A 12,642-nucleotide genomic window follows, 5' to 3' on the forward strand; every position below is an offset into this window, starting at 1 on the left:
GACAGTTTCGCATACGCTACCCAACTCCACGTTCTGCCAGGTACATGAGGATCGCGCGTACGCGACGGTTGTCCTCGTCCGGGGTGAGCCCCAGCTTGGAGAAGATGCTGGAGACGTGCTTTGCCACCGCCGCGCCAGAGAGGTAGAGCTTTTCGGCGATCTGTGCGTTGGACAGGCCCTCCGCCATGTGCTCGAGTACCTCCATCTCCCGCGGCGTGAGTGTGGTCAGCCAGCGCGAGCTCGCGGCCATGAGTGCGCTGGCCACGTCCGGGTCGATGACAACGCCTCCGGATGCCACGGTTTCACACGCGTGGATGAAATCTTTCACCTCGGCGACACGGTCCTTGAGCAGGTAGCCGGTGCCGCCGTCGCCGCCGGAGAACAACTCCCGCGCTTAGGCGGGCGCGACGTACTGCGACAGCACCAGCACGTTGACCGGGCCCTGCTTGCGTAGCGCGAGCGCGGCTTGGAGTCCGTCGTCGCGCATGTTCGGCGGCATGCGCACGTCCGTGATCACCAGGTCTGGCGCATGCGTATCCACGACGCCCTGCACCCGTGCCGCGCTGTCCACCTGCGCCACAACCTCGTGGCCGCGCCGGGTGAGCAGGCCAGCAACACCTTCCCGCAGCAGTGCGGAGTCGTCCGCGATGACAATCCTCATGGCGCAATCCCACTTTCTCCCCGGAACAGCAGCAGCGGAATACGGGCGGTGACGGTGGTGGGGCCGCCGTCGGGCGAGGTCATCTCCATCGACCCGCCAAACGCCGCGATCCGTTCCTGTATCCCGTCGAGCCCGCCGCCAGGGGTGATGCGGGCGTTTCCGCCGCCTTGGTCGGTTACCGAGATGCTCAGGGTGTGGTCGCAGGTCACCAGCACGCTCACCGGTTGCTGTGGTGCATGCTTCGCGGCGTTGGTGAGTGCCTCGGCGGTGAAGAAGTAGGCGGCGGCGGTGACGGAGTCGTCGATACGCGGCAGCTCGTGCGGCGCGCGAACCGTGACGTGCGGGCCGTACTGCGCGGCGGCCGTTTCGATCGCGGCGATAAGCCCGTGGTCCGACAGCTCGCGGGGGTGGATGCCGTGCACGGTTCTCCTGAGTGCGTCGAGGCCGTTGTGGAGGTCGCGCGCGGCGTCGTCGAGAAGCGGCGAATCAACATCGAGCCTGGCCTCGCCGAGTTTCATCGCCGCGGCCACGAAGTACTGCTGCGCGCCGTCGTGCAGGTCGCGCTCGATGCGCAGGCGCTCCACCTCGTACGCCTCCGCAATCTTGCGCCGCGACGCGGTGAGCTGATGGATCTTCGCCGCCGCCCGCTCCTCACGGTTCCTTCTCTGCCGCATGCCCGCGAGCGTAGCGGGGTAGAGCTAGCACTACCCATATTCGGGAGTCAGGGCCATAGTGCTTCACGACGACCACCTGTGAAATAGAAACCATGCTTGAACTCAGAGACATCACAAAGTCATTCCCCCAGCAGCGGGTCCTCGAAGGCATCAGCCTGACGGTGGGCGATGGCGAATCCGTGGCCATCATGGGGCCTTCCGGCTCCGGCAAATCGACCCTGCTGCACTGCATGTCCGGCGTGCTCGTGCCCGACCAGGGCGAGGTGCTTTTCGACGACCGCGATGTGGCCGTAATGAGCGACGCCGAACGCTCGCGTTTGCGCCTCGAGCACTTCGGCTTCATCTTCCAGGACGGTCAACTGTTGCCCGAGCTGACCGCCACCGAAAACGTTGCCCTGCCGCAGATCATGCGCGGGGTGTCGCGGTCGCAGGCGCACAATGATGCTGTGGACATGCTCACCCGGCTGGGCCTGGGCGCCTATGTGGACCGGTATCCGGGGCAGCTCTCCGGTGGACAGGGGCAGCGCGTGGCCATCGCGCGCGCCTTGGCCGGGCCGCCGTCCGTCGTGTTTGCCGACGAGCCAACCGCGGCGTTGGACCAGGCCACCGGCCATGAAGTTATGCAGCAGATCGTAGCCGTGTGCCAGAAATTCGGTGTAACACTCGTGGTGGTCACACACGACCCGAAGATCGCCGACTGGTGCAGCCGCCGCGTAGAAATCCGCGACGGCCTGATCCACTCGGAGGTGGCGCGATGAGCGCGGTGACGTTGATGCGGTCGGCGGTGTCGCAGACAAGCGAAGGGCGCTCGCAGCGGCAGATCGGCGAACGCTGGGTACGTGCGCTGTCGCTGGTTGCGGTGACAGTGGCGACCTGGATGCTGTGCACCCTTATGGGTGGCACCTGGATGTTCGTCGCGCGCAACATGCACCCGCACGAGGCGCTCGTGGAGGTCGAGCCGCTTTCGCTGGCGTACGTGTTCCTCGCCTTGTTTGCCAGTTTGCTGCTGGTGCCCAGCCTGTTGGGACTGCTCACCCAGGCCGCCAGGGCAAATCTCGGCGGGCGCGAGGAGCACCTGGCGGTGCTGCGTCTCATCGGTGCGACGGCCGGCGAGGTGCGCGGGATGATGATTCTGGAGTCGCTGCGCCAGGCACTTGTCGGGCTGGTGCTGGGCTCGGTGCTGTACGTGGTGACTTCACCTGTCTGGAGTCTGTTGTCGTTCCAGGACAAGGGTGTCGGTACTTGGGAGATATTCACCTGGTGGGTTATCCCCGCCACGTGGATCGTTGTGCTGATTTTGGCCGCCTGCTCCGTGTGGCTCGCGTTGCGACGGGTCGCAGTTACTCCACTCGGTGTGACCAAGAAAATCCCGCCGAAGGGCCAAAGCGTGATCACGCTGGTGCTGTCTGTAGTCGGAGCGGTGCTGCTGTATCGCTACCTGAGTTCGCTGACCATCGCGCCGGAGGCAGACGCGTTGGAATTCGTGGTGATGCTGGTTGTAGCCGGCGGCATCCTCACCGTCAACGCACTGATCGCCGTCGGCGTGATCCAACTGCTCGCGCGGCTGAGCTACCGGGTGCCCGGGGCTGCCAACTACGTAGCCACGCGCCGGGTAGGCCGGGGCGCCAAGACCACGTGGAAACGCGTGACCGCGCTCTACTTCGTGGCGTTCATCGGCGGTACTGGTGGCTGGTACTCAGCGGTACCTGAAATTGACGAAGCCCCCGCCCTGAAGATGATCGCGGGTGATATCCCCACCGGTGTGGTCATCACCGTGGTCTTCGCGACGGTGCTTATGGTGTCGTCCACGCTGCTTACCCAGGCGCTGGGTGTGGTGGAGCAGAAGCAGCTGACCAAGTCGCTCTACTTCATCGGTGCGCCCGCGGCCTTCCATACCAAGGTGGCTGCCCGCGAGGTTGGGGTGCCCATGCTGGTGGTGTCCCTGCTCGGGTTCGGGATGGGCAGCCTGATGGGCACCGCCATGGTCTTCGTCTACGTCGATGTGATGGACAAGGTTCTCCTGTTTGGAGTGCTCGTTTCGGTGGCGCTGATCGGTTGCGTCCTAGCGGTGCTGGGGACCGGTCGGTTGCGCGAGAAGGTGCTGCTCGGGATGGGCCGGGCGAAGGACTAAGAAGAGTTCGCTTAGAAGTTCAGCTTGCTCATGATCGGCGCCGGGATGGCCTTCAGCACCATCGAGATCGGGCCGAAGAGCTTGTGCACGAAGACGGAAGGCTTGCCGGCCAGTGCCGCGTCGACAGCAGCTTCGGCCACGTCCTCCTTGTTCACGGTGAGCGGGGCCTCGTCCAAGCCATCCGTCATCTTGGTGCGCACCTGGCCGGGGCGGACCACGGTGACGGTCACGCCGTCGTCCTTCAGAGCCTCGCCGAGCTGCAGGTAGAACCCGTCGATGCCGGCCTTCGAGGCGCCGTAGACGAAGTTGGAGCGGCGCACGCGTTGGCCTGCCACGGAGGACAGGGCGATGATCGTGCCGTGGCCCTGCCGCTTCATGTGCTGGCCCAGCAGCACGCCCACGGACATGGGCGCGGTGAAGTTGGTCTGCGCGGATGCCACGGCTGCGGCCTGGTCCTGCCAGAGCTGCTCCTGGTCCCCCAGGGTGCCGAAGGCCACCACGGCAACGTCCACGTCGCCTGTGTCAAACGCGGCGTCGAGCACGGCCGGGTGGGAGGCGAAGTCCACAGCGTCGAAGTTGACGAGGCGGACGTGGCCTGCGCCGGCGCGCTGGACTTCGGCGATAGCGCCGTCGATACGCGGGCTGTCCTGGCGCGCGCACAGGGTGACGGTGGGGTTGCCGCCGCGGGAAGCGAGCTCGGCGACGATGGCGAGGCCGATCTCGCTGGTGCCGCCGAGGAGCAGGATGTGCTGGGCTTGGCCTACTGCATTCAACATTTCGTTTTCCTCTCTAGTTCAGCTCCAACCGGCGGGACATGTCGGACGCGAATACGCCGGTCGGGTCGATGGAGCGGCGGGTCTCCAGCCAGTTAGGTAGCTCCGGGTACATGGCGTGGAACTTCTCTGCGGAGGTGCGCGACTCCTTGGCCAGGTAGAGGCGGCCGCCAAACTGCATCACCTGGTCGTCCAGACGGTCCAGGAACTCGTTCAGGCCCGGTCGAATGGGGAAGTCCACGCACACGTTCCAGCCCTTCATGGGGTAGGACAGCGGCGCCCGGTTGCCTTCGCCGAACAGCTTGAACACGTTCAGCGCGGTGTAGTGACCGGAAGCTTGGATGTCGTAGATGATGTCCTTAAACGGCTCGACGGCGTCGGTTGGCACCACGAACTGGTACTGCAGGAAGCCGGCCTTGCCGTAGCCGCGGTTCCACTCGCCGATAAGGTCCAGCGGTTGGTAGAACTGCGTCAGGTTTTTCACGTCGTTCCTGGACGGCTTGCCCATCAGGTAATACGCCTCGCCGATGGCCATGAGCGAGAGCTTGTTCATGGTCCAGGACGGGAAGATGTCCGGCACCGTCATTAGCTGCGGGGCGTTGAACTTCAGTGGGTCCTTGGCCAGCTTCGGCGCGAACTCCTTGAGTTGGTCCAAGGTGGCCAGCGAACCGCGGGAGATGGTGGAGCGGCCGGTCTTCGGCGGAGCGGAAATGGCATCGAACCAGGCGGAAGAATAGGTGTAGTTCACCTCCGAGCCGTCGGAGTGCAGGGCGATCGTCTCGTCGAGCGTGTCCGTGCGGTCGGTGTCCGCGATGAAGTAGGCGGTTTCCGTGAACGTCATCTGGATGCGCGCCCGCAGGATGATGCCGGTCAGGCCCATGCCGCCGACGGTGGCCCAGAACAGCTCGGCGTTCTCGCCGTTCGGCTCCAGGTGCAGCACTCGCCCGTCCGCCACCAACAGCTCCATGGACAGCACGTGGTCGCCGAACGAGCCGGCGGAGTGGTGGTTCTTCCCGTGGATGTCCGGGCCAATGGCGCCGCCGATGGTCACCTGCCGGGTACCCGGCAGAACCGGAACCCACAGACCGAAGGGCAGCGCCGCCTTCATCAGCTGATCCAGCGTCACGCCGGCGTCCACGTCCACGATGCCGGTGTCCGGGTCGATAGAGTGGATGCGGTTGAGTGGCGTCATGTCGACGACCAAACCGCCGCCGTTTTGGGCGGGGTCGCCATAGGAGCGTCCCATGCCGCGCGCGATCACGCCGCGACGCTTGTGCTCTGGAAGCTCGGAGTTCTCGTCCGCCACCTGCTTGACCGCCTGGGCGATGGTGTCCACGTCGGCGGTGGACAGGACCTGCGCAGTTGAGGGGGCTGTGCGGCCCCAGCCGTAGAGGGATCGGGTTGTCAGTTCCATGGCCCTAACCCTACGCGGGAATTACAGGTCCATGATGCTACGAATCTCCGCGGGAAGCTCTTCTTGGCTGGAAATCACAGGTTTGCCGGCTTCCTTGTGCTCGCGCAGGATCTCGTAGATCCTCGTCCTGCCTTTGGAGTCCACGAAGGGCATCTCCTCCGCCATCAGGCGGACCATGAAGTCGGACAACGGAGCGTCGGTACGCTGCGCGGCCTCGTGGACCGCGTCCGGGTCGTCGCCTTTGTAATGCTTCCTCATGGCGGATAAGCCTATATTGGGCGCCATGTCCAGCACCCTCTACCGCTCAAGCCACCTGGCGCCGGTGATCCGTCTCGCGCGCCGCCGCGTGGGTGCGACGCTGCTCGTGCGCGTCGGGCTTGTGTCGGACGAGGCGGTCTACCGCTGGGTGGGCATCGAAGAAACCACCTCCATCGCCGAGTGCTGCAATGTTGTCGGCGAGGTCTTCGGCACCACGGGTATTGGCGCGGACGCGCCGCAGGAGCTCAAGCTTCACGACGTCCTCCGGTTCCCCGGCCAATCCATCCATTTCTCCCGCGGCCTCTGGTCCTTCGAAATGCAGCTGGCGGATATCTACCCGCGCGACGAATCCACCCCGCCGTCCGTGTGCGTGGCCGGTTCCGGCGCCTTCGGCGGCGTCCCCTTCGACATCGCGGAGGTCAACGCCCGGCTGATCGGCGAGGTCGCCGGGTTGGGGTGTCTGCGAGCAGAGGTGCGCGAGTTCATGGCGCGGGCGAAGGGCCACGACTTTGCGCCGCTGTTGCAGGCGTTGGACGTGGGTGCGGGGCCGAGGCTGGCCTCGCTGCCAGTCGAAGACGACCCGGTGGCCCGGGACGCGTTTTGGGCCATCGTGTTCGCGCTGACCTGCTGCGCGGGTGAAGAAACGGCGCAGATTGCCCAGAGCATCTTCGCTTCGCTGGGGCATGAGGAATCGTACGGCGAGATGCGCTCGCGTTGCGCCGAGTCCCTCGCCCGACTCGATGCCGCCGCCGGCGAGAGGAGCCAAGCCGCGATGTTGGAAATCTACCGTCAGCTCATGCGCGGGTAGGGTAATCGCCCGTGGCTTCGACTTCTACCCTGAAACGGCAGCTTGTGCCCTTCCTGCTCATCGGTGTGGGTTGCGCCGTGATCGACTTTGGCATCACCTACACCCTCAACGAGCCGTTGGGTTGGCAGCGCGACTTTGCCAAGGCCGTGGGCTGGGTATTCGGCACCGCCGCCGCGTACGTGCTCAACTCCAAGTTCTCCTTCAACGCCAAGATCAACGCGAAGAAGGCCAGCGCCGTGTTCGTGCTTTACGCGGTGACCTTCGCGGTCCAGTTGGTGCTGTGGCGGGTGACGGATGCACCTTTGGCGTCGCTAGGCCTGGTGAACCCGTGGAAAGACGCCGTCTCCTTCGTCATCGCCCAGGGCGTGGCCACCGTGACCAACTTTGAGCTGCAGCGGCACCTTATTTTCAAGGAGGCTAAGGCCGCCGAAAATCCTCTCGCGCCCCCCGCCTGAGGAGCTTCAGCCACTGGTAGAAGCCCTTCGGGTCCTTCCTTTCCACGAGGAAGAACCAGCCGAAGCGGACCACTTCCTGCAGCTGCATTGTCTTCATGCCGCGCTGGTTGATGATGTAGCCGCGGTTGCGGTAGGTGAAGTAGCGCTTGGTCGGGTTGTCCGGCCACTGCGCATGGGCGCGGCCGCCCATGATGGGGTGGAACTCGCTGGAGCCGTCCGGGTGCAGGTAGAAGGTGGTCAGCGCCGTGCCGTACCTGAGCTTGGACTGTGCCAGGCGGCGGTGGTACTCCACCTCGTCGCCCCGGATGAACAGCCGGTAGTCCGGCACGCCGATGCGCTCCATGGCCTTCGCGCTGATCAGGGCCCCGTTGAACAAGCTGGCGTATTGGGGGAGGAAGTCGCCCTGCAGCTCGTCGACCCTTCTGTGCCACGTGGTGCCCTGCCGCAGTGGAAAGGCCAGCTTCTCGGGGTCGTCGATGTTGGCCACCACGGGGGACACCTCCGCCAGTTGGTGCTTTTGGGCGGTTCGGTACAGCTCCGCCAAGACGTGTTCATCTTTCGGGCGGCCGTCATCGTCCGCGCACCAGATGGCGTCGGCGCCCAAGGCGAGGGCGTGGAGGAACCCGTACGCGAACCCGCCCGCGCCGCCGAGGTTGGTTTTCGAGGGCAGATAGACCGCGCGCTCGACCGCAAGGTCGTCGAGAAGCTGCCGCACCTCGTCCTGTGCCCCGTTGTCTACCACGATCACCCAGTCCACCGGGTGCGTCTGGTTCACCACCTGCTCCAGCGAGTGTTTGAGCAGCTCAACACGGCGGTGGGTGACAATCACGGCGGCGGTCGTGCCGCGGGGATCAAGCGCAGTCATGGCCTTTATTGTGCCCGAGGGATCCAAACGCGCTTGGCTTGCGTCTAAGTGGGCATGGATGTGGAGTTTGAGGCGGTGCTCACGCACGCGAGCCAGCGCGTTGCGGAGACGGAGTACAAGAGGATCAGCGGGAAGCGCTACCTGGCGGTGAACCATTGTCGGGAGCAGTGGCAGGTGGAGCTGGGGGCCAAACACCACCCGCGCGGGGTGGCCTACTGGGCCCCAGCAGCGGCGCGCGCGGTTGCCCACGCGGTGGAGCGGCCCGGCGCCGTGGTCGGCGGGTTTTCGGCGCTGGCGTTGTACGGGCTGCCGTTTTTGGTGGAGGGGGCGGACACGCTGTTGTTCTGCGCTACGTCGAAAAACCAGCCGGGCGGGGCATGCTCCCCGGCACTGCGGCGCCCGAGTGCGAGGCCGGGTGAGGTGTGGAAAGTCAGGCACCGGGGCGTCACGATTCGGGCCGCGGCCCCCGCCGACGCGGTGGTGCAGGCGCTGAAGGAGATCACGCGTGGCGGGCACAGGTGGGCGACGGTAGGGGTTGCCGGCTTGACCAAGGAGGAGGTCATGGCGATCCAGCTCGTTGACTGCGCGCGCAGGTTCCTCGGCGTGCAGCCCTCCCAGATCCGGGCGGCGGCCGCGCAGAAGATCAACGCCGAGTGGCTGGAAGGGGTGCTGGCCCCCAGCAGCTGTCTCGCGGACTCGCCCAAGGAAACTGAGATGCGCCTGCTGGTTCGGGCGCTGGCGGCCGAGTACGGGTGCACTGTGCAGGAACAGGTGCCGTTTATCGTCGACGGGGTGATTGTCACCGTCTTCGACCTGGCAATTCCGGAGATCAAAGTCGCAGTGATGTATGACGGCGCCCATCACGGGGAGCGGAAGCAAAGGAACAAGGACTCCTCCATCACGTTGAAAATGATCCGCGGCGATTGGACGCCTGCACGGTGCGCCTCGGAGACCATGTTTGAGTGCCTGGAGCTCATTGAGGACCTGCTCCGGAAAAGAATTCACTCCGGCAAACCGGTTCGGTGAACACATTTGGGTGAACAAATTCCCGACCTGGGGGTGGGTCTGCGGACTTCCTGTGAACCACACTGGTGGCCGTTGTGTTGTTGGCTAGGTGGTTTTGGCTATGTTTCGTTGTTTAGCCAGGGTTGTGTATTGCCCGTCTGGTCCGGTGGTGAGTCTGTCAAAGACGAACCAGTCCAGATAATCGTCAAGATACTTCATAAACTCCTCGGTTGTGTGCTTTTCGGGGCGAATTCCACTGGCGTGAAGTTCGCGCTTGATGGTGCCGAAGAACCCTTCTACTCGGGCGTTGTCGCCGCTGTTGCCGAGCCGGGATAGGGACGGCACCATCAACCAGGCGTTATCGCACGGGTTCTCGTCTGTGCAATGTGTGCATTGTTGCTTGTCGTGACTGATATCAGTCAGTCGGTCAACCCAATCGATGTGGCGGTAGTGCCAGCCACGGTCGGTGTGCAGTTCGGGGCGTTGGCCTGGTTGTATTTGCTCGAGCCCAGCTTCAAGCATCGTGTTGGTCAGCAACGCCGCTGGTCGCGTTGCGCAGGTATACGCGATGGGCATGTTGTCGTGGAAGTCGATCAGCGGGCTAAAAAAGACTTTGCCGTCAGCGCATTGAAACTCGGTGATGTCGGTGCCGAGTCTTTGGTTTGGCGCATCGGCATAGAAATCGTGTACCAGATCCTTCCTGCCCGCCTGCCTGCGACGATCCGCCTGCGAACGATATCTTTGCGAAACGTGGGTGCCATTTTTGGTGACAGTGTCGATGTCTCCAACCAGACATCGATTTGCTGGGCGATGCGCAGTTTCGCCCTTGTACGAGCTGTAGCGCTTCGTGCGTTTCATCTTCGGCTGCAGGTGTTCTTCGCGCATGATCGTACGAATCGATTTTTCCCCCAGCGACAGACCGTTCGCTTTGCACACTTCACTCACGCGGCGGTAGCCGTAGACCATGCGGTTGCCCTCACAGGCGGCGGTAACCATTGCCTTGGCCTGGCCTTTTCGGTCGACTAGAGGGTGTTTTAACCGCCTGCATGCCGACTTGTAGGTGTTGTATTTCAATCCGTAGTAGGCGCAGCAACGCGTTACTTGGTATCCGACGTCCCGGAGTCGTCTGACAGCCGTAGCGACGACCACGCTATCGAGCGTCTCCGGGTTTGCGCTTTTCCCTCAGATTCCATCACCGCCTCAAACAGCGCTTTATCCGCCAGACGCATAAACCGCTCTTGACGCAACAGGTCTTTGAGGGTCTCAACGTCATCCGGCAACGCTGCCTCATCAAACGGAGCTGTTGGCTGCTCATGGTTGCGTGAATGTGCACTCTCACCGCGCGGGGCGCGTTGTGATTGACGTTGTGTTTCGGCCTTCTTGCGCTTGCGTTTTTGGGCTTCGTGGTGTTCTTTCACACGCGCCAGTGTCGCCTGTTCTATCTTCTGCGGTGTCATCCCACGCCGCGAACCCGCATCCGGAGCGAACTTGTGCGTCCACGCCGCCACGGAACTCGCAGCGACCCGAAAACGCCATCCAATCTCGCGGGTGGATGCCGACGTTGTCACATTCGCCCGGACGACCTCAGCAATCAACTCGGCAGAACGCCAACCTTTATCGACCCCGCTGCCATGACGGGCGTTGCGTGCCCATCCCGAAATTGAAGCGGTAGAAGGAACAGACCTACATTCCTCCCGAATCAACTGCGCACGAACCTGCGAAGCAGCAAGCCCCTGCCCCGAAAGCTCAACGGCACGCTGCCGTACCTCCGGCGGATAACTCATCCTCGAACTCCGATCCCGACGACCGATGGTTCACAGGAAGTCCGCACAGCCAGCCGGTGAACAAATTTGGAGGGGCCTACTGCTTGCCGACGCCAGCTTCGCCCTCCCCGTGGAAGCGCTCCACCAGCTCCGCGACGTACTCGCCGGTCTCCGGCCCCTCGTACGCGCCCACCACATCGGCGACGAGGCCGGCCTCCCTGATCTCGCCCTTGTCCACCCAGAGGGCGGTGGTGCACAGCTGGGCCAGGAAATCGTTGGAGTGGGAGGCGAACACCAGGATGCCGGACTTCTCCACCATCTCGGCCAGCTTCACCCGGGCCTTCGCCATGAAGGCGGCGTCGACGGCGCCGATGCCCTCGTCCAATAAGAGAATCTCCGGCTCGATGGAGGTGACCACGCCAAGGGCCAATCTGACCCGCATGCCCGTGGAATAGGTGCGAAGCGGCATGGCGAGGTAGTCGCCCAGCTCTGAGAACTCGGCGATCTCATCCATCTTCGCCTTCATCTGCTTGCGCGTCTGGCCCAGGAACAGGCCGCGGATGATGATGTTCTCATAGCCGGAGATCTCCGGGTCCATGCCCACGCCCAGGTCGAAGACGGGCGCCACGCGGCCGCGCACGTCAGCCACGCCGCGGGTGGGCTCGTAGATCCCGGACAAGAGCCGCAGCAGCGTGGACTTGCCGGCACCATTATGCCCGACAAGGCCGACGCGGTCGCCTTCGCGCAGGTGCAGGTTGATGTCGCGCAGCGCCTCCACCACCACGGTGTTCGAGTCGTTTTTGCCAATCGTGCCGCCGGCCGACGACATCACGGCCTTCTTCAGGGAGCGGGATTTCGCGTCGAAGATGGGGAAGTCCACGCAGGCGTTGTAGGTGTCGATAGAAACCAAATCCGAACCCTCCTAAACCCAGTACGGCACGCGGAAGCGCCAGCGCTTCATGGCGAGCAAAGTAATCAGGACACCGGCCACCGTGCACGCGATGACGATGCCCCAGTGGTAGGTGGCCAGAGGTTCGTCGATAAGCGGGGCGCGCACGATTTCGAGGTAGTGGAACAGCGGGTTGATTTCCGCGAGCATCGCCCGCTTTTCGACGACTCCGCCCTGCTCCTTCAGCGTGCGGGTCGTCCACACGATCGGTGTGACGTAGAAGAGGAGTTGCACGAGCGCCTCGAGCAGCGGCGCGACGTCGCGGAAACGCGTGGCCACCATGCCGAAGAACATGGCGACCCACACGCCGTTGACCACCAGCAGCGCCAGGCCCGGAATGAACAGCAGGGTGTGCAGGGTCAGCGGGATGCGGAAGATGAGCGCCAGCAGCAGCCAGATCACCATGTTGTGGGCCAAGAACAACACCTGGCGCCACACTAGGCGGTACACGTGGACGGAAAGCGCCGATGGGAGCTGCTTGATCAGGCCCTCGTTGTCGATGAAGACATTGGCGCCGTCCTTGATGCAGCCGGAGATGAAGCCCCAGACGATGAAGCCGACGGTGACGTGGGGGAGGAATTCTGCCACGTCGATTTGAAACAGCATGGAGTACAGCAAGCCAAGCGCCAGCGACATCACGCCGGTGGCGATGGTGATCCACAACGGGCCCAGGGTAGAGCGCTTGTACCGCTGCTTGATGTCCTGCCAGCCCAGCTGCAGCCACAGCTCGTGCTGGTTCCATCCGCGCACCAGATCCTCGAACGCGCGGCCGAATGTCTTGGACTTCGACGGTGGCGTGTTCTCGCCCGGAGGGCTGGTCATGCGGGCGACGTCGGCGCGCAGCTGTTCTACGTTGTGCACGCAGTTCACCCTAGTGCACCGCATT

14 protein-coding genes and 1 pseudogene are annotated in these 12,642 nt (G+C 63.9%); 5 read left to right on the forward strand and 10 right to left on the reverse strand.

The genetic code is table 11. From position 1 onward, the window contains the following. Positions 1 to 16: 16 nt before the first annotated feature. Together CUREI_RS00375 and CUREI_RS00380 are read right to left on the reverse strand one after the other, a co-directional pair. Positions 17 to 661: pseudogene (locus CUREI_RS00375) on the reverse strand (response regulator transcription factor). Next, positions 658 to 1,335, reverse strand: coding sequence for a sensor histidine kinase (locus CUREI_RS00380; RefSeq protein ID WP_038609083.1), 678 nt, complete (start codon positions 1,333 to 1,335; stop codon positions 658 to 660). Before CUREI_RS00380 ends, CUREI_RS00375 begins: the two are co-directional and overlap by 4 nt. A gap of 92 nt (positions 1,336 to 1,427) precedes the next feature. Here CUREI_RS00380 and CUREI_RS00385 point away from each other — a divergent pair, with 92 nt between their 5' ends. Both CUREI_RS00385 and CUREI_RS00390 read left to right on the forward strand, forming a co-directional pair. Next, positions 1,428 to 2,093 (forward strand): ABC transporter ATP-binding protein, encoded by a 666-nt coding sequence (locus CUREI_RS00385; protein WP_038609086.1) that lies wholly within the window; start codon positions 1,428 to 1,430, stop codon positions 2,091 to 2,093. Further along, complete coding sequence (locus tag CUREI_RS00390) at positions 2,090 to 3,466, forward strand: FtsX-like permease family protein (protein ID WP_038609089.1); 1,377 nt, start codon at positions 2,090 to 2,092, stop codon at positions 3,464 to 3,466. Before CUREI_RS00385 ends, CUREI_RS00390 begins: the two co-directional genes overlap by 4 nt. Before the next feature lie 11 nt (positions 3,467 to 3,477). Here CUREI_RS00390 and CUREI_RS00395 read toward each other — a convergent pair whose 3' ends face one another. Genes CUREI_RS00395 through CUREI_RS00405 form a run of 3 tightly spaced genes read right to left on the reverse strand, consistent with a single transcriptional unit; the run spans position 3,478 to position 5,911 of the window. Continuing rightward, positions 3,478 to 4,242: a decaprenylphospho-beta-D-erythro-pentofuranosid-2-ulose 2-reductase gene (locus CUREI_RS00395; RefSeq protein ID WP_038609092.1), complete on the reverse strand. Its 765-nt coding sequence runs from the start codon at positions 4,240 to 4,242 to the stop codon at positions 3,478 to 3,480. Positions 4,243 to 4,255: 13 nt separating this feature from the next. Next, on the reverse strand, positions 4,256 to 5,653 hold the full coding sequence (locus CUREI_RS00400) for an FAD-binding oxidoreductase (protein ID WP_038609095.1): 1,398 nt from the start codon (positions 5,651 to 5,653) through the stop codon (positions 4,256 to 4,258). A 21-nt stretch (positions 5,654 to 5,674) separates the two neighbouring features. Continuing rightward, the gene (locus CUREI_RS00405) at positions 5,675 to 5,911 is read right to left on the reverse strand and encodes a hypothetical protein (protein ID WP_038613577.1); all 237 of its coding nucleotides are present in this window, start codon (positions 5,909 to 5,911) and stop codon (positions 5,675 to 5,677) included. 25 nt (positions 5,912 to 5,936) lie between these two features. Here CUREI_RS00405 and CUREI_RS11495 point away from each other — a divergent pair, with 25 nt between their 5' ends. Together CUREI_RS11495 and CUREI_RS00415 are read left to right on the forward strand one after the other, a co-directional pair. Then, positions 5,937 to 6,719: a hypothetical protein gene (locus CUREI_RS11495; RefSeq protein ID WP_051952098.1), complete on the forward strand. Its 783-nt coding sequence runs from the start codon at positions 5,937 to 5,939 to the stop codon at positions 6,717 to 6,719. An 11-nt stretch (positions 6,720 to 6,730) separates the two neighbouring features. Continuing rightward, complete coding sequence (locus CUREI_RS00415) at positions 6,731 to 7,174, forward strand: GtrA family protein (RefSeq protein ID WP_236627228.1); 444 nt, start codon at positions 6,731 to 6,733, stop codon at positions 7,172 to 7,174. Here the strand turns inward: CUREI_RS00415 and glfT1 are convergent. Next, positions 7,137 to 8,039: a galactofuranosyltransferase GlfT1 gene (gene glfT1 / locus CUREI_RS00420; RefSeq protein ID WP_169740481.1), complete on the reverse strand. Its 903-nt coding sequence runs from the start codon at positions 8,037 to 8,039 to the stop codon at positions 7,137 to 7,139. The genes CUREI_RS00415 and glfT1 overlap by 38 nt on opposite strands. A 54-nt stretch (positions 8,040 to 8,093) precedes the next feature. Here glfT1 and CUREI_RS00425 point away from each other — a divergent pair, with 54 nt between their 5' ends. Continuing rightward, entirely contained in the window at positions 8,094 to 9,065 is a 972-nt protein-coding gene (locus CUREI_RS00425) for a hypothetical protein (RefSeq protein WP_038609098.1), read from the forward strand. An 84-nt stretch (positions 9,066 to 9,149) separates the two neighbouring features. On the opposite strand, the gene CUREI_RS11500 is transcribed toward CUREI_RS00425, so the two are convergent. The 4 genes from CUREI_RS11500 to wzm form a co-directional block, all read right to left on the reverse strand. Further along, a complete protein-coding gene (locus CUREI_RS11500) occupies positions 9,150 to 10,040 on the reverse strand; it encodes a DDE-type integrase/transposase/recombinase (RefSeq protein ID WP_051952091.1) in 891 nt (296 codons plus the stop codon). Positions 10,041 to 10,141: 101 nt separating this feature from the next. Next, positions 10,142 to 10,828: a hypothetical protein gene (locus tag CUREI_RS12145; RefSeq protein ID WP_144242372.1), complete on the reverse strand. Its 687-nt coding sequence runs from the start codon at positions 10,826 to 10,828 to the stop codon at positions 10,142 to 10,144. Positions 10,829 to 10,904: 76 nt separating this feature from the next. Further along, on the reverse strand, positions 10,905 to 11,717 hold the full coding sequence (gene wzt, locus CUREI_RS00440; protein ID WP_038609105.1) for a galactan export ABC transporter ATP-binding subunit Wzt/RfbE: 813 nt from the start codon (positions 11,715 to 11,717) through the stop codon (positions 10,905 to 10,907). A 12-nt stretch (positions 11,718 to 11,729) separates the two neighbouring features. After that, entirely contained in the window at positions 11,730 to 12,641 is a 912-nt protein-coding gene (gene wzm, locus CUREI_RS00445; protein ID WP_038613584.1) for a galactan export ABC transporter permease subunit Wzm/RfbD, read from the reverse strand. Position 12,642: the final 1 nt, after the last annotated feature.

This window comes from Corynebacterium ureicelerivorans, from assembly GCF_000747315.1.
GTDB classification, from domain to species: Bacteria; Actinomycetota; Actinomycetes; order Mycobacteriales; family Mycobacteriaceae; genus Corynebacterium; species Corynebacterium mucifaciens.

What these genes read in the sequence shown, in the direction of transcription:
- CUREI_RS11500 (WP_051952091.1), bottom strand. Translation starts at nt 10,040, where the DNA reads ATGGTTACCGCCGCCTGTGAGGGCAACCGCATGGTCTACGGCTACCGC.
- glfT1 (WP_169740481.1), bottom strand. Translation starts at nt 8,039, where the DNA reads ATGACTGCGCTTGATCCCCGCGGCACGACCGCCGCCGTGATTGTCACC.
- CUREI_RS00380 (WP_038609083.1), bottom strand. Translation starts at nt 1,335, where the DNA reads ATGCGGCAGAGAAGGAACCGTGAGGAGCGGGCGGCGGCGAAGATCCAT.
- wzm (WP_038613584.1), bottom strand. Translation starts at nt 12,641, where the DNA reads ATGCGGTGCACTAGGGTGAACTGCGTGCACAACGTAGAACAGCTGCGC.
- CUREI_RS00405 (WP_038613577.1), bottom strand. Translation starts at nt 5,911, where the DNA reads ATGAGGAAGCATTACAAAGGCGACGACCCGGACGCGGTCCACGAGGCC.
- CUREI_RS00395 (WP_038609092.1), bottom strand. Translation starts at nt 4,242, where the DNA reads ATGTTGAATGCAGTAGGCCAAGCCCAGCACATCCTGCTCCTCGGCGGC.
- CUREI_RS00390 (WP_038609089.1), top strand. Translation starts at nt 2,090, where the DNA reads ATGAGCGCGGTGACGTTGATGCGGTCGGCGGTGTCGCAGACAAGCGAA.
- CUREI_RS12145 (WP_144242372.1), bottom strand. Translation starts at nt 10,828, where the DNA reads ATGAGTTATCCGCCGGAGGTACGGCAGCGTGCCGTTGAGCTTTCGGGG.
- CUREI_RS00425 (WP_038609098.1), top strand. Translation starts at nt 8,094, where the DNA reads ATGGATGTGGAGTTTGAGGCGGTGCTCACGCACGCGAGCCAGCGCGTT.
- CUREI_RS00385 (WP_038609086.1), top strand. Translation starts at nt 1,428, where the DNA reads ATGCTTGAACTCAGAGACATCACAAAGTCATTCCCCCAGCAGCGGGTC.
- CUREI_RS00400 (WP_038609095.1), bottom strand. Translation starts at nt 5,653, where the DNA reads ATGGAACTGACAACCCGATCCCTCTACGGCTGGGGCCGCACAGCCCCC.
- CUREI_RS11495 (WP_051952098.1), top strand. Translation starts at nt 5,937, where the DNA reads ATGTCCAGCACCCTCTACCGCTCAAGCCACCTGGCGCCGGTGATCCGT.